Below are 16035 nucleotides of genomic sequence, written 5' to 3'. Positions count from 1 at the left end.
TGTGGGGTAGGTTGCTATTGCTAAGTGCGAAAAAGGCGTTTTAAAAGTGCTGAAAAGTGGTGAAAAACGCGCGCTGGCCTGGGGATTTGGTGGTGTATTAGCGCGGGGTGTTATAGTTCTATTCGTTCCCACGGGCGAGTGGCGGAATGGCAGACGCGCTGGCTTCAGGTGCCAGTGTCCTTTACGGACGTGGGGGTTCAAGTCCCCCTTCGCCCACAGCGAAGATCCTCGGAAGTGTAAAAGCTTCCGAGGATTTTTTGTTTCTGGTGGCGGTTGGAGTGGGGCTTGGGTTGAAGCAGAGGCAGGTTGTTGAGCTGAGGTTGTTGGCTTGTCCTTTAACCCTCCTTAGACCCTGTCCGGCACTTATGGCCAGGTTTCGGGGACTTGTCGATGTATTTCTCTCACTTATCGATGGTTTTCGGCACTTATGCGCACGCTGTGGGCCAGGCCCTCTCACTTGTCGATGCACTATTCACTTGTGGCCACGCTGCAGCGCATCGATAGGTGAATAGCGTGGCCACAAGTCGTCGGATGCGTCGGCCAGCTGGCATTGCAACCGGCTCGCAAGAAGAGAAGTATAAATCTCAAAAACTGATTTTGTATTGAAAGTGGAAGAAAATATGAATAGTTTTGAGGTGTGCATGGGGTACCCGGACCCATCGATTAGCTGGCTGAAGTGCGGTGCGCGCCTCAGCTGGACATTGATATAGCATTATTTAATTACGAACTTGCTCTACGTCCATGCTTCGATGATCATTTGCTATATGTTTATATCGTGAAAAATCGAATACGCGAATATGTAAGAAATGTTAAGAGATAACCAGGAGTCAAGTATGAAAATTATATTTAGAGCAATTCTCGTTACCGCAATTATTTTTGAAGGGGTTCTTTTCCTTCTTATGAATGTGGTATCTGGTTTGCCGGGTTGGGTATTCCTGTTACCACTTGCCGTTGTGGTTGTGGCTCTTCTCTTACTGTTTGGAGGTATGCGGCAAGACTATCTCAGAAATGGTAGGTCATGGGCTGCTTCACTGTCCGAGACGGCACAGAAATTTGGTGTACCTCGAAAAATACTTGCGCTACTCGTTTCGGAAGTTGGTTCGCTGCTAGCTGCTTTCACCTTTTTTAAGCCTCAGAGAAATGTCGACAGTGAAGTCATATCCTTCACTGTACATAGAAACCTTCGAACGGTTGTTTTTATGGTACTGGCGCTGAGCGTTGCAGAAATCAGCATAGTGCATTTTGCTATTTCTAATGCATTTTGGCGATATTTATTGCTGGTAATTAGTGTTTATGCCGTAGTTCTTTTATCTGGGTTTTACGTAACTGTTCGGGACCATCCACATCTCATAACACCGCAAGGACTCGTACTGCGAAATGGACGAAGGCTTATTTGCGAAATTCCGTGGTCACACCTGCGTCAGACGAGCTCCGTAACGGCAGGCGAAGGAGGGGACGTAGCAATTGACGAGGATGGCAATCTCAGGGTGCCTGTTTTGAGTGAAGTGAACGTTAGGCTAGAAGTGGATTCGCCAGTCGGGGCAGAAGATCTTTACAAGGGGCTAATGATGGTTTCCTCGATTGAGATATATTGCGACGACAAAGACGCATTCCTCCGTAATCTCGCTGAGGAAAGGAATGCGCATTAAACGCTTGACAGCTTCCAGGCCTGGTAATCGACCCTGACCTACCGCCGAAACTTGGTCATCCCACGCTTGTCCTCCATGTTGAACTCAATCATCTTGGCAAGCAGGTCCAGCGGCATGGACTCGGCCTTGCCGTCCTTCGGCCAGGGGAAGCGGACCATCATTTTGCCGTAGGAGAGGCCGCGGGCATCGAACTCGTCGGCGAACTTTTCAATACCTGCTCGGGTCGAAGATGGACGGCCATTATTGATGAGGATGCCCTGGCGGATTTAGCGATGTAGGTAGGGGCTAGCGCTTAGCGTACTTCTCCAGGTGAGCTGCGAAGCGAGCGGCGAAATGTTCAATTGTCTCGACCTCAGGAAGAAAGGTAATCCGGACATATGTCCCGCCTTTCACATTGAAAGCGCTGCCTTGGACGATGTGAATGTGTTCTGCTTCCAGAAACGAGAGAACGAAGTCCTCATCCTTATCAATTTCGTAAATATTGCCGTCTAGTCGAATGAAAATGTACAGCGCCCCTTGCGGCTCGATGAACGAGATTCCGGGAATCTTGCTGAGTGCTGTAGTGGCAGCAACTTTTTGTTCGAAGAGGCGGCCACCGGGTCGTACTAAATTGTCGATGCTGTGTTCTTTGCCCAGCACGGCAGCAATCGCGTGCTGGGCCGGAATTGAGGCGCACATCCGCATTGAGGCCAGTAGTCGAATTCCTTTAAACAGGGTGTCCTGTTCGCGAAATCCAGTTGCAGTCACCCATCCAGCTCTCAATCCGGCCAAGCGATGCGTCTTGGAAAGGCCGGAGAACGTTAAGCAGGGGACATCCTGCGCTAGGCAAGCTGTTGGAGTGAATGAGGCTCCAGGGTACACAATGCGGTCGTAGATTTCGTCGGAAAGCAGTACTAGATTGTGCTCACGTGCGAGCTGGGCAATCTGGGAGAGAGTCTCCGGTGAGTAGATGGCGCCTGTGGGATTGTTTGGATTGATGATGACAATCGCCCGAGTTTTGGCTGTGATGGACTCGCGTATGTCATCGACATCTGGCTGCCAATTATTTTCTTCTAGGCAGGGATAGTGCACGGGGACTCCGCCGGCGAGGGTGGTGGATGCGGTCCAGAGTGGATAGTCGGGTGAGGGGATGAGGATCTCATCACCGTCGTTGATGAGAGCTTGTAGACATAGGTTTACCAGCTCCGAGACACCATTTCCGACGAGAACGTGATCGCTATCGAGGGCGGGGAAGTCCTCATTCTGCGAGTAGTAGTCCACGACAGTCTGACGGGTGTCACTCAGGCCGAGGGAATTTGAGTATCCAGAAGTTTCCTCGAGGCCACGGTGCATAGCGGAAAGTACCTCTGCAGATGGCCGGAAGCCGAATGGGGCAGGATTTCCGACATTGAGGGGAATGACCTTTACACCCTGACGCTGTAGCTCGTCGGCCTTGTCCTGAATTGGTCCGCGCAGGTCATAGAGAACATTGTCGAGGTGATGCGAAAAATGGATTGGGCAGGATAGCACTGCGCGCTTCGATACGATAGCGCTACTATGTATATTCATGGTTAACAGTAGCACGTCTATGTTGGTCGGCGAGCTGGAAACGTGGATTGCGCAACACAAAGCCGGAGAAAAGCTGCCATCCAGCCGTGAAATAACACGGTCGTATTCGGTTAGCCCGGGGACAGTGCGAAACGCTATCCACGAACTGGCTACCCGCGGACTGGTAGAAGTGCGAGTCGGCGTGGGGGTATTCGTCAGGCATCGCCAACAACTCCCGCGGGCGGACTTTAGCTGGCAAGTCGGAGCGCTGGGACCTCAGCCCAATACCGGAAGGGTTCTGGCCGCCACCCAGAGAGCTTCCACTGATGAGGCAATCAGTCTGCATTCCGGTTATCCGGATGAATCTCTGCTGCCAACGAACTTGGTACGAAGAGCGCTTACCAGAGTCAGTAAATCGCACGATGCCTATCGACGAGCACCGGTGCGGGGGATGGCAGAACTGCGGCAGTGGTTTGCTTCGCAACTAGTACGGGCAAATGAGCGCGATGTGGTTATTGTTCCAGGCACACAGAGCGGGCTCGGCGCTATTTTTCGTGCCATTTCACCGAAGGAACTCATCATTGAGTCGCCTTCATATTGGGGTGCAATCCTGGCTGCTCGGCAGGCTGGGATTTCTCTACTACCAGTGGAAAGTGATGATGAGGGGCCAATCCCCGAGAGTCTGGAGAGGCTGCTACGAACGAGTTCTGCACGAGCTTTTTATGGTCAACCCACGTTCGGTAACCCTCATGGGAAACGGTGGTCGACAGCTCGTCGTAAAACAATTATTGAAATCATAAGAGCGTTCAACGCTTTCCTCATTGAGGACGATTGGGCAAATGATTTCGCATTCGACGCACCTGATGTTCCGATAGCGGCGGATGATGCCGAAGGGCATGTCATCTATCTGCGATCGCTGACAAAGGTGATTTCGCCTGCAGTTCGGGTAGGGGCAGTAATTGCCAAGGGGCCGGTTCTTCAGCGGATACTCGCAGAAGTTTCAGCCGAAGCGTTGTACACCAGTGGAATTTTGCAGGCCGTGGCGCTGGACGTCGTCAAGCAAAGTGCGTACGCGACGCACCTCAAAAATATGCAGGTCGCACTGCGACAGCGACGAAATGATTTGCTTGAAGCTTTATCCAGATATGCGCCGTCGGTGGAAACTCCACACGTGCCTCAAGGAGGACTCAACTTGTGGTGCAGGCTTCCCGATGGCACAGACCCCCAAGAGGTTGCCGAACGTTGCGAAGGACGGGGACTGATAGTTGCGCCAGGACGGGACTGGTTTCCCTCCGAGGAAATCGGCCCGTATTTACGCCTGAACTTCGCGGGTCCCCATCCCGAGAGATTTGTTGATGCAGCGATGATTCTGGACAGCGTGGTTTCGGGCTAGCCACTAAATTCGACGGAGACCTTCCTACCGCCAAAACTTGGTCATCCCACGCTTGTCCTCCATGTTGAACTCAATCATCTTGGCAAGCAGGTCCAGCGGCATGGACTCGGCCTTGCCGTCCTTCGGCCAGGGGAAGCGGACCATCATTTTGCCGTAGGAGAGGCCGCGGGCATCGAACTCGTCGGCGAACTTTTCAATACCTGCGCGCTCCGGGGCAATCGCCATGTGCTTCTTGGCGTAGGAGAAGCCGATAATGAAAGTGCCATCAACTAACATGACTCCGAGTGGCTACAGATTTGAATACTCAGTTTGATCCCAAAAAGGCGTGGCCAGCGCTGTGGACCGTTTTGCTCGGCTTCTTCATGATTCTGGTCGACGCCACCATTGTCACCGTTGGTATCAACACCATCCAGCACGAACTGGGCGGTGAGCTCAACCAGGTCATGTGGGTGACCAGTGGTTATCTGCTGGCCTATGCTGTGCCGTTGCTTATTACCGGCAGGCTCGGTGACCTCTGGGGAGTCAAGCACACCTATGTAGCGGGCCTGGTTATCTTCGTGTTGGCGTCGCTGGCGTGTGGGTTGGCGCCGTCGTTAAGCATGCTGATCATTGCCCGCGTGGTGCAGGGACTGGGGGCCGCGCTGTTGACGCCGCAGACGATGGCGCTGATTACGCAGATGTTTCCGCCGGCGCATCGCGGTGCGGCGATGGGACTGTGGGGCGCGGCGGCCGGAATTGCCTCGCTGACGGGGCCGCTGGCTGGTGGCGCGTTGATTGAGCTGCTGAGTTGGCGCTGGATTTTCCTCATTAATGTGCCGATTGGCCTGATCGGACTCGTCTTTGCGTTTCGCTATCTGCCGGCCTTTGAGACGCACCGCAACAAGATTGACTATCTGGGCGTTGTGCTCAGCGCGATTGGTATGTTCCTGCTGGTCTTCGGCATTCAGGAGGGGGAGAGCGCCGGTTGGGCAGGCTGGATTTGGGGCCTGATTGCCGCCGGTGTGGTGGTTCTTGGCCTGTTTACGGTCTGGGAGAGCAGGACGACGGCCGAACCGCTGATGCCGCTGTCCCTTTTTAAGGATCGCAACTTCACCGTCTCCTCGTTGGCCATTGCCGTGATGGGAGCGCTGGTGGTCGCGGTTGGTTTCCCGATCATCCTCTTCGCCCAGAATGCTCGCGACCTATCGACCATCCAAGCCTCACTACTGCTCGTGCCGCAGGCGCTCATTTCTGGTGTCATGGCGCCGTGGACTGGGCGAATGCTGGACCGGCTGAAGTTCCGCGAGTTCGCGCTGATCGGTTTTGGGTCCTCGCTGGTGGGCATGCTTGGGTTCCATTACCTCATCCACGAGGACCTCTCCGTGCTGTGGTTGCTACTGCCGGGCGCCGCATTCGGTGTGGCAAACGCGTTTATTTGGGGCACGCTGTCGACGGCCGCGACCCGCAACATTGACCCTGCCCTCGCCGGTGCCGCCTCCGGTGTGTACAACACCATCCGCCAGATCGGCAGTGTGCTGGGTAGCGCGCTGATTGCCACCGTCATGGCTGCGGCGCTCAGCAGCAACCGTGGCGACTTCACCACCGCCATGAGTGACGCGATGTGGCTGCCGGTGGCGCTGTCGGCCGTTGGTGTCGTAGCGGCGCTGGGGCTTAAGAATCCGAAGTAAAACGCTCCACCATGTAGTCCGCGATACCGACGGGATCGGCTAGGAAATCCCTGGTCGCCCGTACCGCGAGGGTGTCTTCGAAGTGGGTGGTGTCGGCGTCGTCAAGCGAAATGATCGTTGCTTCCGGTGCGGCGAGCAGGATGGGGGAATGCGTCGCCATGATGATCTGTGCGCCGGCTTCTGCGAGCGCGCCGAGACGGCCGAGGAGTTCCAGCTGGCGCAGTACCGACAGTCCGGCCTCGGGTTCGTCGAGGAAGATCAGCGATTCGGCACCGAAGCGGCGTTTGGCCAGCGCCATGATGGATTGGCCGTGACTCATCTGGGTGAGGTCCGCCATGCCGTCACCGCCGGGGAGACTGCCGATCGATGCGTAGAAACGCGCGAGGTTCAGGTGCGCGTCGCCGCGAAAGAAGAATGTGTCCGGGGGATTGCGCCTGGTCAGCGCGAGCGGAATCGGAGAGGTGCGCTCCTGCGTTTTAAACCGCGAGCCGCCGTCCGTGTCGACCCCCATCGCCGACGCCAACGCCTCCAGCACTGTCGACTTTCCCTTACCGTTTTCGCCGGTCAAGATGGTAATCGGCGTGGTGAAGGCCATGGGGAAGGGCAACGCGAGCTTTACGACGTAAGCCGGGAGCTCGGCATCATCGTGAATACGGGCCTGGCGGAGGTAGATCATGGTTGCGGCAGTTGGTCGATCTGTTTGAGCAGCTTAAAGCCGTCGGCACCCTCGATGAACGGAACCTCCTTGTTCTCCAGTTTTTCAATCGGCACTGCCGTGCCGTGGGAGAGCACGTGTTCACTGGGCGTGAGGTTGCGGATTGTGATTGCTGCGACCTTATCCGGATGTTCTGCTGCGGCCGTGCCGTAGATGAGCGGGTCGTACTGGCCATCATCGCCGACGAGGATCCAGTTGATTTCGGGGAAGTCAATAAACAGGTCCCGCAGTCGCACCTTCTTATGTTCCTTGCCCGAGCGGAACAGGCCAGTGGGCGTTGGCCCCCAATCGGTGAGCAGTAGCGGGCCCTTCGGCAGGTTGTTTCGGTGCAGGAATTTCTGCAGCGTAGTGAAGGTATTCCAGGCGCCGGTGGAGAGGTAGATGACGGGAACTTCTGTGTCCTCGTCAGTTTTGCTCGCGTAACGACGGCGAAGTTGCGCATAGAACTCGCTGAATCCAGCGACGGCCTTGCGCTCGTCTGTCTCCTTGACCCAGGAGTTGTAGGCGGCGATGAGGGCGCGCGGCAGCATAGTGACCAAAACGGTGTCATCAATATCGGAGACGATGCCGTATTTGGTCTCCGGGGAGAGGATGAGGACCTCGGCCGGAGTGTCGTTGATTCTGATTTCGTGCCAGCCGGGTTCGAGGCCGTGATTTCTGATTAGCACCTCGATGTAGCCGTTGCTATCCGTGGTGGTTTCCACCGTGCGATTGCCGGCAGTGATGGTGACCGGAAAGTCCGCGAGTTCGACGGTAAAGAACTGCCAGAATCCGCGTTTTTTGTTTCTTTTTTCCTCTCGTTCTTTGGCTGGATCCTTCAGGAGGACACGGCCGAGTACGCGAACGCGCTCTGCATTTCCGTACCCGGTGAAACCGATGATTTCCGGTTCCCAACCAGCGTTTTTGGAACGCTTGGCGGCCAGCGCGTTGATTCTTCTCTCGGTCTTGCGGACGACATCTGCCACGGACATGCTTTCCAGGATACGGGTTGACAGGGCGGGGGAGGGTACGCGTAGGTTGTTCGGCCAAGAGAAAAGTCAACCCTTTAGGAGTGTTCTCTCTTTATGCGTTTTTCCGGTAAGTTCATCGCATCCGCCGCCGTCGCAGCAGGCATGATTGCTGCTCCGACCGCCGCCGCTAACGCTGCATCAGTCAGCGCCTGGGATCAGGTTGCGGCATGTGAGTCCGGCGGAAACTGGCAGACCAATACCGGTAACGGCTACTACGGCGGACTGCAGTTCTCGCAGCAGACCTGGAGCGGCCACGGCGGTGACCAGTACGCACCAACGGCTGACCAGGCCACCAAGGAGCAGCAGATTGAGATTGGCGAGCGCGTACTTGCCTCCCAGGGTGCTGGCGCATGGCCGAACTGCGGTGGCCCGCTGGGTTAATCCTCCCCATCATCAAAGACTAAATCTGGCACCGCCGCGAATGACAGCCACCATTTCATGTAGTGGTCATGGCGTGCTTTCGTCTTCTGAGTAGCGCGCTTGTCAAAAGTCTGTCGCCCGAACCCGGCTAACGGTCCGGCCGGGACGGTCGCCGCGGTAACGCCGTCGGCAGAGGACCACACCTCTGAGCCGTCCTCATAAGCCGTGATATCCCAGAGCTTGTGGGTTTTCAGGTTGTGGTGCTTCCGGCATAGGCAGTGCAGATTCTGCGTGTCGGTAGGGCCACCGGCTTCGGGGTCTTCCTGGTTGTACGGTGCGATATGGTCAATATCGCACTTGTACGCTGGGACTTCGCAGCCGGGGAAGCGACACGTGCCGTCACGACCGTGGACGCGGGCAACCTGCGCTGGGGTTGGACGGTAACCATTGGTGGCGCTGTCTGCTGAGAGGCGGACATGCGTCACCTTTTGCATCCACTCCTCCGTGACCAGCGCGCCGAGCCAGCCGGCGCCGTCCAGCCAGGCGTCATCACTGTGGGGCTCGCGGAAAACATTGAGCACAACCTCCGCATTGGTGCGCTGGTGGATCAGTTCCACAAATGCATCCGCCTGCGTCATTTCTTCATTCGCGCGGAAGACCGTTTCAATTGCGCACATGGCGAAGTAGGCGCGGTCCGGGCGCAGCGTGAGAATGATTTGGGAGTAGCTGTCGGGGCGTTCCACCAGAGTCACCGATTCCGTATCGGTGATGGTGGGAATTGTGCCGTCGGCGCGAGCACGGTCATCCAAATCCGTAGCAATATCACCAATTTTGGTGGTAAGCGTGCGAGGGCCAATCATCGCTTGACGACGCTTCCGTGGCGTAACCAATGCCAGAATCTTCTTCTCCGCATCGGGTAGTTGATCAGGCTCGATGCCGACCACGCCATGTGCAATGATGCCGAGTTGCCGCATAGATAACGCGCAGCTTTCCCGGGCGTAGGCCGCTAGCTGAGGCATTTTCTCCAGCAACAGGCCAATGTCACAGATACGCAGTGCTTCACTGCGGGTGATTCCCAGGCGAACGCTGATGCGAGCGGCATGGTTTTCAACGTCATCATCGCCTGCAGGGCAGCAGGCTTCAATCAACTCAAGGTGGGTGCGGTTGGTAGCCCGCGCGAGTGCTGAGAGCTCATCTTCAGGATTCTCATGAGCCCAATATGGTTCGGGTACTTGTTCGGACTTCATTGGATCCCCCTGGTGTTCCAATGGTTGTCGGTTTTCTTTCGAACTCACTTGCTATCGTACAGGTGCCGTTCTGGTTTGTAAAGAGAAGTGGTGAGAGATTTTGAATGGTTTTTGTAGATGTCGGCTGACCGAAAAAGCGTTTGTTACCAGGTTGTTTGCGGGTGGCGCATGGAGGGTTGCGGAAAAATATAAATAAAACACCCGTTCGAAACTGGAAGCTTGATAATCTCGCATTTATAAAGGCGGAGCGCAGAAACCAGCGCAGAAAATGGGGCAAAACCATGATCATTCGGCAAGCAACACGGGAGGACGCCGCGGCAATCGCGGAGATTTACAACGAGGCCGTAATCAACACCGTCGCCATCTGGAACAATGACACGGTCAGTGCGGAGAATCGCATTGCATAGATGGAAGCTCACTGGGACAAGGATTACCCAGTTTTCGTCGCCACGCTTGACGACGAAGTCGCTGGATATGCCACCTTTAGTGACTTTCGTGACTTCGACGGGTTTCGGTACACAGTGGAAAACTCCATCTACGTGCATCCGAACTTTCAGGGCCGGGGCATTGGCGGGGCGCTCCTACAAGTAACCATTGATGCTGCTCGGGAGGCGGGAAAGCACGTTTTGGTTGCAGCAATTGACGGCAGTAATGAGGGGTCGATTGCGCTGCACGAAAAGTATGGTTTCCAGCGTGTTGGGCTGTTGCCTCAGGTAGGGACAAAGAACGGGCGTTGGTTGGACATGTTGTTAATGCAGGTCATGCTGACAGACGAGCAGCCACCCGCTCAGCCGCGCGCTTAGCGAAGGGGCCAACACCCATAATCGTGGCTGCACCGGGGCCAACCCAGTCGCCGTAGCCGACGAACTCGATGAGGTCGGAGTCGACGCTGCGGAAGGGGCTGAGCGCGGGGCGGAAACCGGTGCACCAGATGAGGTGGTCCGCGTGGACGTCGTCAAGCGAAGAGAACATGGGTGTCCAGGTGAGGGCACCGGAGTCGCGGGCTTTGCGGACGGACGGCAGGACAACGATGTCGCCGATACTGTCGGAGGGGCCGGGGTCGGGTTCGCCACGTGCGATGGCGAGTGCTCGCTGACGGTTGCGTTCGAACAGGACGCGACCGTCGACGTCGTCGGGCATCCAGCGCGGTTCGTGGCGGGTGAACCAGGTGGTGTCGATACCGGAAAGTATCAGTTCAGCGGCGATTTGGGCGCCGGAGTTTGCCGCGCCGACAACGGCAACGCGGGAGCCTTCGAATGGCTCGGGGCCTGGGTAATTGGCCGAATGCCACTGTTTTGCGGAGGTCGTGCCGGGGTAGTGCGGGACGAAGGGGCGGTTGCCGGTGGCGGCGATGAGTTGGCGGGACTCGAAGTCTCCGGCATCGCTGGTGAGGCGGAAGGTGCCGTCGTGGGTGACATGGGTGACGTTAACCGGACGCTGAACGCGCAGTTCGTAGCGCTTTTCGTAGGAGCTGAGGTAATCAATCACATGGGAAGCGGGCGGGAAGCCGTCATAATCGGGCATCTGGATGCCCGGAAGGTTGGAGAAACCTGGGGTAGAAAAGAGTGTCATCGAGGGCCAGACGCTGCGCCAGGAGCCGCCGGGAGCCGGCTGATTGTCCAGAATGAGCGGATCAATGCCGTGTTTGCGCAGGTAGTAGGCGGTAGCGAGGGCAGCTTGGCCGCCGCCGACGATGATGACATCCTCAAGCATGGTTCCAGCTTAACTGCGGGTGCCGTGGCTCAAGCTGTACTACCGTTAAACACCATGAGCTCGTTGTTTGATCTTTCGGACAAGCCCATTGACGAACTGCCCGGTTACCAGCGCACATTCGCGCCGGGCAGGCTAACTGTGGGGCTCAGTCTGCCCATCGAGCAGGACGCCGAAGCCGAACCCAAGGACGCGCTGAGCAATCAGATTCGGCTGATTCAGAAAGCCGAACGCGCAGGCATCGCGGCGGTGTGGGCGCGCGACATCCCGCTGCGTGTGGAAACATTCGGCGACGTCGGCCAGGTCTACGACCCCTGGATGTACCTCAGCTACATCGCCGCACACACCACTGACATTGCACTCGGCACCGGTGCAATCGTCGTGCCTTTTCAGCATCCGCTGGTGATGGCCAAGCGCGCTGCCACGCTGGACAGGCTTTCCGACGGCCGTTTCCTCTTCGGCGTTGCCACCGGTGACCGGCCCGAGGAGTTCCCCGCCTTTAACCAGGACAAAGGCAAGCGGGGTGAGCGTTTCCGCGAGCACATCGAGGTCTATGAAAAGGCTATGAGCACTACCTACCGGCCAATCCGGTGGTCCGAGGGCAAGATGGGCGGATCCGATGTGGTGCCCAAGCCGCTGGCACGTCGAGTTCCGCTGTTGGCCACCGGCTCCTGTCAGCAGAGCCTGGAGTGGAAGGCCGCGCATACCGACGGGTGGTTCATGTACCACAAGGGTTTGGAAATGCAGAAGAAAAACATCGCCAACTGGCAGGAGGCGGTGGCCAAGGAGTGTGGTGAGGACGTGTTCAAGCCCTTCCTGGAATCACTGTGGATCGACCTGCATGAAGACCCCGACGCACCAGCGCAGGGCGGTCACTTCGGGTACCGCCTTGGTCGCAACAAGCTCATCGAACTGCTGCACTCCCAGCGACAGCTCGGCATCAATCACGTCAGCATCAACTTCCGCACCTCTAAACGGGATGCGGAAGAGCAGATTGACGAGCTGATTGAGTATGTGCTGCCGGCTATACAGACTCCGTAGCGCCCTGCCACTGGTTAATTCCGCGGTCGACGGCCCACTTGTCGATCTCCGCGAGTTCTTCATCGCTAAACGGCGCAGCGTCCAGGGCGCCGAGGCTGTTTTTCAGCTGCCCCACTGACGAAGCCCCAATTAGGGCGGAGGTCACTTCGTCACGGCGAAGAACCCACGAGATGGCCATCTGTGCCAGAGACTGGCCTCGTCGTAAAGCCATGGCGTTGAGCTCACGGATGGCGGTGAGCGTGTCGTCGTTGAGGAACCCCGAGTTCATCTTGTGCGCCCCGAGACGCGAGGACTCCGGCACGCCGTCCAGATAGCGGTCGGTGAGAAGACCCTGCGCAAGCGCGGAAAAGGCGATGACACCCATGCCTTCGTCGGTGCAGGTTTCCAGCAGCTCGTCCTCGATCCAACGGTTGAACATGGAGTAGCTCGGCTGGTGAATAGTCAGCGGAGTGCCCAGCTCACGGGCGATTTTCTGCGCACGGCGAGTCAGCTCGGGGGAGTAGGAGCTCACGCCGACGTAGAGCGCGCGTCCCGAGCGGACGAGGAAGTCGAGGGCGGCGATGGTTTCCTCGATAGGCGTATCCGGGTCGGGGCGGTGGTGGTAGAAAATGTCCACATAATCCAGCCCCATGCGCTTCAGCGAGGCGTCGCAGCTGGCCACAAGGTATTTCCGTGAGCCACCGAAACCGTAGGGGCCATCCTGCATGTACCAGCCGGCCTTGGAGGAAATGATCATTTCATCGCGGTAGGGCGCGAAGTCCTTGGCCATGATGCGGCCGAAGTTTTCCTCCGCGGAACCCTGCGGTGGGCCGTAGTTGTTGGCGAGGTCGAAGTGCGTGACGCCGTGGTCGAAGGCGGTGCGCAGAATCTCCCGCTGCGTCTCGAGCGGCCGGTCATTGCCAAAGTTATGCCAAAGCCCCAGCGTAATGGCCGGAAGTTTCAGGCCGGTACCGCCGGAGCGGTTGTACGGCATGGTTTCATAGCGGTTGTCATTGGCGTGGTACACGTCTGGATATGCCATGTGTTCGAGGGTACGCGGGCTTTACGACGAATAGTTGCGCACGAGGTGGCCTTCAACGGGGCGCGTGGCCAAATGGTTACCCCTGGAAGTTAATAAAAGTGAGCTTGCTGGGGAACAAGTGAGGCGGTTCGTCCGACTAATAGAGCATGACTTCACTAGCCACAGGCGATGCCGCTGGAACGCCAGCCGCAAACCCCGTCGCACAGACTCAGAAAAATGGTGGGCCACGAGCATTACTGCACCGAATCCATGTCGTTGCAGGCATCCTCGTTGCGCCGCTACTCGTTATTGCAGCTGTCACAGGCGTGGCGTATGCCCTCGCCCCGAGCATAGAAAAGGTGGTTTACCACGAAGAACTAACTGCAACTTCAAGCCTTCCCGCACAGCCTCTGGAAAAGCAGGTTGAGGTCGCGCAGCGCGTGCATCCTGAGCTGCCGGTGACTGCAGTGCAGGTCCCGGAAAAGCCAGGACAGACAACGCGAGTTATGTTCAACGATGAGCAGTTGAAGTCGGAGTCCTACCGACATGCGGTGTTCGTCGACCCAGGCGACTTGAGCATCAAGGGTGACCTGGTGCAATACGGTTCCTCGGCGGCGCTGCCACTGCGGGCGTGGATCTCGGAAGGGCACCGCAGGCTTTGGATTGATAGCAACTTTGGTCGCCTCTACTCCGAGACGGCAGCATCCTGGATGGGCGCACTGGCTATTGGTGGCCTTTGGCTCTGGTGGGACCGTTCGCGCCGCAAGCGGACACAGGGAACAAGTAAGAGGGCGCATCATATGCGTCGTCACGCGAATGTTGGTGTGGCGATCAGCGTTGGACTTTTGTTCCTGACCGTCACCGGCCTGACGTGGTCGTGGGTGGCTGGAACGGGTATTGCTAAGCTGCGCGAGACGATGGACTGGTACGCGCCGAAACCAGCCATGACTGCGACTGCGCCAGCGAATTATGACTGGTCAGAGGCGGATAGTGTTATGAACCTCGCGCGGGCCGAGGGGCTCTCCGGGAAAGTCGAACTGACACCACCGGAAGCTGGCACGGTGTGGATGGCCAAGGAAGCCCGCGAGGAATGGCGGATGGGCATTGAGACCGTCACCGTTGACGGGTCGACCGGAGCGATGGTCGATCGGATTCATTTTGCGGACTGGCCGCTGCCCGCGAAGCTGACCGAATGGCTGATTAACGCGCACATGGGCATCCTGTTCGGGTGGGTGAATCAGCTGGTCCTGGCGCTGATCGGTGTTGCTCTGCTGGCGATGATTGTGCGCGGCTACGCCATGTGGTTTGGACGCGGTCGAGGTGGTCGTCCGGGCAGGTTCCCGGCGCCAACGCGCTGGCGAGATATTCGCCCGGGTGTTGCAGCGGCTGTTGTGGCGCTGTTGATTGCCTACTCAGTAGTTGCGCCACTGTTCGGTGTGACACTCGTTGGCTTCGTGATTATTGATTGGGCCTGGCGGAAGCTCCGGAGAGGTTAGTGTAGGTTCTATCGCCTTCGGGTTCCCTGTGCCTAACGGCGTAGTCAGACCCGCGTAAACACTCAGAAGGGTAAGCGCATGACGAAGTACTGGGATCACAACGGCAGTATCTACAAAGACGACGGCCAGGAAGACTGGTGCGTTTACAATCCCTCTTTGCGTGGTTGGGAGCGCACCTCGCGCGCTAAGGAAGCCTACGACAAGGCAGGCCAAGACTCGTTCGACCCCATCACCGAGCAGCAGGCACTCGTCGATATTGCAGAGCAGCAGGAACGCTACAACAAAAAGATTCAGGACAAAATCAAGGAACTGCGCGCGAAAATGAAAGCTGTCGGTGCGCAGGCCAGACAGGCTGCTGAACAGCCGTACCCAATCTTTGCCGAGCAATCTGCCGCATACCGTGAGGGCGCGCAGGCCTACAACGAGGGCAAATCTTGGCGCGATAACCCACATGCCCCCGAGTCAGGCCTAGCTGCCCCGTGGCGCATGGGGTTCAATACCCGCAAGCAGCAGGTAGCGGAGATCAGGGCACAGCGAGCTGCCACTGCGAAACAGGAGTTGCCCGCAAAGCACGCACGCAAAAACCTATGTAGTGCCTGCGAGTGTCTTTCATCATGAGGGCTCTAGGTGACTCATGCGCGCGATGTATTTCAGTCGGAGGAATTGGTTTACTTCGCAGGTTGACTGTTTTTACTCAGGTGGCTGGGAATGCCTCATTTCATCGCGGTAACAGAAGTGTTCCACCATTCGTGTCACTTGTTGTTTTGATTGCCGGATAGGACTAGCGGAAGTTGTGGAGAGGTTAGTGGAGACCGATTAGTTTTGTTGGTGATCCAGTCTTGGTTGGAAGGGGCATCCCCGCTCGCGCGGGCTGGGGATTGGTTCTCATTTCCCCTGATAGACTTCCGAAGCTGCCGCGCTGCTCGTTCATCTTGCTGGGGATTGGTTCTCATTTCCCCTGATAGACTTCCCCGGTGTGACGATCTCAACGGCGGTATGCTGGGGATTGGTTCTCATTTCCCCTGATAGACTTCTAAACCGCTCCACATACTCAGGAGACGGGCTGGGGATTGGTTCTCATTTCCCCTGATAGACTTCTTTCCGGCGAAACTAACCGCCGATGAGGGCTGGGGATTGGTTCTCATTTCCCCTGATAGACTTCTCACGCACACCCTGCGAAAGCGACTCACGGCTGGGGATTGGTTCTCATTTCCCCTGAT

The 16035-nt window shown here is 57.2% G+C and carries 17 protein-coding genes, 1 tRNA gene and 1 CRISPR repeat array; of the genes, 10 read left to right on the top strand and 8 right to left on the bottom strand.

Features of this window, described 5'->3' with window-relative positions; genetic code table 11:
* Nucleotides 1–132 precede the first annotated feature (132 nt).
* Nucleotides 133–216 (top strand) — tRNA-Leu (locus HMPREF3042_RS09555).
* Nucleotides 217–833: 617 nt separating this feature from the next.
* A complete protein-coding gene (locus HMPREF3042_RS09550; RefSeq protein WP_070856982.1) occupies nucleotides 834–1649 on the top strand; it encodes a hypothetical protein in 816 nt (271 codons plus the stop codon).
* A 38-nt stretch (nucleotides 1650–1687) separates the two neighbouring features.
* On the opposite strand, the gene HMPREF3042_RS11070 is transcribed toward HMPREF3042_RS09550, so the two are convergent.
* Together HMPREF3042_RS11070 and HMPREF3042_RS09540 are read right to left on the bottom strand one after the other, a co-directional pair.
* Nucleotides 1688–1810 carry a hypothetical protein gene (locus HMPREF3042_RS11070; protein WP_256381196.1) on the bottom strand — a complete coding sequence of 41 codons (123 nt, stop codon included), beginning with the start codon at nucleotides 1808–1810 and terminating at the stop codon, nucleotides 1688–1690.
* Between the two features lie 124 nt (nucleotides 1811–1934).
* Entirely contained in the window at nucleotides 1935–3197 is a 1263-nt protein-coding gene (locus HMPREF3042_RS09540; protein WP_070856980.1) for an aminotransferase class I/II-fold pyridoxal phosphate-dependent enzyme, read from the bottom strand.
* Between HMPREF3042_RS09540 and HMPREF3042_RS09535 the strand changes: the two genes are divergently transcribed.
* Nucleotides 3196–4569, top strand: coding sequence for an aminotransferase-like domain-containing protein (locus HMPREF3042_RS09535; RefSeq protein ID WP_070856979.1), 1374 nt, complete (start codon nucleotides 3196–3198; stop codon nucleotides 4567–4569). The two genes, HMPREF3042_RS09540 and HMPREF3042_RS09535, sit on opposite strands and share 2 nt — an antisense overlap.
* Before the next feature lie 24 nt (nucleotides 4570–4593).
* Here HMPREF3042_RS09535 and HMPREF3042_RS09530 read toward each other — a convergent pair whose 3' ends face one another.
* The gene (locus tag HMPREF3042_RS09530; RefSeq protein ID WP_246822403.1) at nucleotides 4594–4845 is read right to left on the bottom strand and encodes an iron chaperone; all 252 of its coding nucleotides are present in this window, start codon (nucleotides 4843–4845) and stop codon (nucleotides 4594–4596) included.
* 8 nt (nucleotides 4846–4853) lie between these two features.
* On the opposite strand from HMPREF3042_RS09530, the gene HMPREF3042_RS09525 reads away from it, so the two are divergent.
* Entirely contained in the window at nucleotides 4854–6236 is a 1383-nt protein-coding gene (locus HMPREF3042_RS09525) for a DHA2 family efflux MFS transporter permease subunit (protein ID WP_070856977.1), read from the top strand.
* Here the strand turns inward: HMPREF3042_RS09525 and HMPREF3042_RS09520 are convergent.
* Together HMPREF3042_RS09520 and HMPREF3042_RS09515 are read right to left on the bottom strand one after the other, a co-directional pair.
* On the bottom strand, nucleotides 6220–6912 hold the full coding sequence (locus HMPREF3042_RS09520) for an AAA family ATPase (protein WP_070856976.1): 693 nt from the start codon (nucleotides 6910–6912) through the stop codon (nucleotides 6220–6222). The two genes, HMPREF3042_RS09525 and HMPREF3042_RS09520, sit on opposite strands and share 17 nt — an antisense overlap.
* Nucleotides 6909–7922, bottom strand: a complete 1014-nt coding sequence (locus tag HMPREF3042_RS09515) for an App1 family protein (protein WP_070856974.1) — start codon at nucleotides 7920–7922, stop codon at nucleotides 6909–6911. The genes HMPREF3042_RS09520 and HMPREF3042_RS09515 overlap by 4 nt, the downstream gene beginning before the upstream one ends.
* A 93-nt stretch (nucleotides 7923–8015) precedes the next feature.
* Here HMPREF3042_RS09515 and HMPREF3042_RS09510 point away from each other — a divergent pair, with 93 nt between their 5' ends.
* Complete coding sequence (locus HMPREF3042_RS09510; protein WP_005511827.1) at nucleotides 8016–8342, top strand: transglycosylase family protein; 327 nt, start codon at nucleotides 8016–8018, stop codon at nucleotides 8340–8342.
* On the opposite strand, the gene HMPREF3042_RS09505 is transcribed toward HMPREF3042_RS09510, so the two are convergent.
* On the bottom strand, nucleotides 8339–9568 hold the full coding sequence (locus tag HMPREF3042_RS09505; RefSeq protein ID WP_070856973.1) for an HNH endonuclease signature motif containing protein: 1230 nt from the start codon (nucleotides 9566–9568) through the stop codon (nucleotides 8339–8341). The two genes, HMPREF3042_RS09510 and HMPREF3042_RS09505, sit on opposite strands and share 4 nt — an antisense overlap.
* A 281-nt stretch (nucleotides 9569–9849) precedes the next feature.
* On the opposite strand from HMPREF3042_RS09505, the gene HMPREF3042_RS11065 reads away from it, so the two are divergent.
* Together HMPREF3042_RS11065 and HMPREF3042_RS09500 are read left to right on the top strand one after the other, a co-directional pair.
* Nucleotides 9850–9975 carry a GNAT family N-acetyltransferase gene (locus HMPREF3042_RS11065; protein WP_256381195.1) on the top strand — a complete coding sequence of 42 codons (126 nt, stop codon included), beginning with the start codon at nucleotides 9850–9852 and terminating at the stop codon, nucleotides 9973–9975.
* Nucleotides 9976–10371 carry a GNAT family N-acetyltransferase gene (locus tag HMPREF3042_RS09500; RefSeq protein WP_246822402.1) on the top strand — a complete coding sequence of 132 codons (396 nt, stop codon included), beginning with the start codon at nucleotides 9976–9978 and terminating at the stop codon, nucleotides 10369–10371. It abuts the gene before it with no gap.
* On the opposite strand, the gene HMPREF3042_RS09495 is transcribed toward HMPREF3042_RS09500, so the two are convergent.
* Nucleotides 10328–11281: an NAD(P)-binding domain-containing protein gene (locus HMPREF3042_RS09495; RefSeq protein ID WP_070856971.1), complete on the bottom strand. Its 954-nt coding sequence runs from the start codon at nucleotides 11279–11281 to the stop codon at nucleotides 10328–10330. The genes HMPREF3042_RS09500 and HMPREF3042_RS09495 overlap by 44 nt on opposite strands.
* Nucleotides 11282–11335: 54 nt before the next feature.
* Here HMPREF3042_RS09495 and HMPREF3042_RS09490 point away from each other — a divergent pair, with 54 nt between their 5' ends.
* Complete coding sequence (locus tag HMPREF3042_RS09490; protein WP_070856970.1) at nucleotides 11336–12319, top strand: LLM class oxidoreductase; 984 nt, start codon at nucleotides 11336–11338, stop codon at nucleotides 12317–12319.
* On the opposite strand, the gene mgrA is transcribed toward HMPREF3042_RS09490, so the two are convergent.
* The gene (gene mgrA / locus HMPREF3042_RS09485; protein ID WP_070856969.1) at nucleotides 12303–13340 is read right to left on the bottom strand and encodes an L-glyceraldehyde 3-phosphate reductase; all 1038 of its coding nucleotides are present in this window, start codon (nucleotides 13338–13340) and stop codon (nucleotides 12303–12305) included. The two genes, HMPREF3042_RS09490 and mgrA, sit on opposite strands and share 17 nt — an antisense overlap.
* Before the next feature lie 146 nt (nucleotides 13341–13486).
* Here mgrA and HMPREF3042_RS09480 point away from each other — a divergent pair, with 146 nt between their 5' ends.
* Both HMPREF3042_RS09480 and HMPREF3042_RS09475 read left to right on the top strand, forming a co-directional pair.
* Nucleotides 13487–14815: a PepSY-associated TM helix domain-containing protein gene (locus HMPREF3042_RS09480; protein ID WP_070856967.1), complete on the top strand. Its 1329-nt coding sequence runs from the start codon at nucleotides 13487–13489 to the stop codon at nucleotides 14813–14815.
* A 78-nt stretch (nucleotides 14816–14893) separates the two neighbouring features.
* Nucleotides 14894–15433: a hypothetical protein gene (locus HMPREF3042_RS09475; protein WP_070856965.1), complete on the top strand. Its 540-nt coding sequence runs from the start codon at nucleotides 14894–14896 to the stop codon at nucleotides 15431–15433.
* Nucleotides 15434–15685: 252 nt separating this feature from the next.
* Nucleotides 15686–16035: a CRISPR direct-repeat array (repeat unit 29 nt; unit sequence GCTGGGGATTGGTTCTCATTTCCCCTGAT).

Source organism: Corynebacterium sp. HMSC074C05 (genome assembly GCF_001838325.1).
GTDB classification, from domain to species: domain Bacteria; phylum Actinomycetota; class Actinomycetes; order Mycobacteriales; family Mycobacteriaceae; genus Corynebacterium; species Corynebacterium amycolatum.
This window is presented reverse-complemented; position numbering and strand designations above follow the sequence as displayed.

Coding starts and splice junctions, on each gene's coding strand:
- HMPREF3042_RS09515 (WP_070856974.1), bottom strand. CDS start 7,922: ATGTCCGTGGCAGATGTCGTCCGCAAGACCGAGAGAAGAATCAACGCG.
- HMPREF3042_RS11065 (WP_256381195.1), top strand. CDS start 9,850: ATGATCATTCGGCAAGCAACACGGGAGGACGCCGCGGCAATCGCGGAG.
- HMPREF3042_RS09495 (WP_070856971.1), bottom strand. CDS start 11,281: ATGCTTGAGGATGTCATCATCGTCGGCGGCGGCCAAGCTGCCCTCGCT.
- HMPREF3042_RS09500 (WP_246822402.1), top strand. CDS start 9,976: ATGGAAGCTCACTGGGACAAGGATTACCCAGTTTTCGTCGCCACGCTT.
- HMPREF3042_RS11070 (WP_256381196.1), bottom strand. CDS start 1,810: ATGATGGTCCGCTTCCCCTGGCCGAAGGACGGCAAGGCCGAGTCCATG.
- HMPREF3042_RS09510 (WP_005511827.1), top strand. CDS start 8,016: ATGCGTTTTTCCGGTAAGTTCATCGCATCCGCCGCCGTCGCAGCAGGC.
- HMPREF3042_RS09550 (WP_070856982.1), top strand. CDS start 834: ATGAAAATTATATTTAGAGCAATTCTCGTTACCGCAATTATTTTTGAA.
- HMPREF3042_RS09520 (WP_070856976.1), bottom strand. CDS start 6,912: ATGATCTACCTCCGCCAGGCCCGTATTCACGATGATGCCGAGCTCCCG.
- HMPREF3042_RS09530 (WP_246822403.1), bottom strand. CDS start 4,845: ATGTTAGTTGATGGCACTTTCATTATCGGCTTCTCCTACGCCAAGAAG.
- HMPREF3042_RS09490 (WP_070856970.1), top strand. CDS start 11,336: ATGAGCTCGTTGTTTGATCTTTCGGACAAGCCCATTGACGAACTGCCC.
- HMPREF3042_RS09505 (WP_070856973.1), bottom strand. CDS start 9,568: ATGAAGTCCGAACAAGTACCCGAACCATATTGGGCTCATGAGAATCCT.
- HMPREF3042_RS09540 (WP_070856980.1), bottom strand. CDS start 3,197: ATGAATATACATAGTAGCGCTATCGTATCGAAGCGCGCAGTGCTATCC.
- mgrA (WP_070856969.1), bottom strand. CDS start 13,340: ATGGCATATCCAGACGTGTACCACGCCAATGACAACCGCTATGAAACC.
- HMPREF3042_RS09480 (WP_070856967.1), top strand. CDS start 13,487: ATGACTTCACTAGCCACAGGCGATGCCGCTGGAACGCCAGCCGCAAAC.
- HMPREF3042_RS09535 (WP_070856979.1), top strand. CDS start 3,196: ATGGTTAACAGTAGCACGTCTATGTTGGTCGGCGAGCTGGAAACGTGG.
- HMPREF3042_RS09475 (WP_070856965.1), top strand. CDS start 14,894: ATGACGAAGTACTGGGATCACAACGGCAGTATCTACAAAGACGACGGC.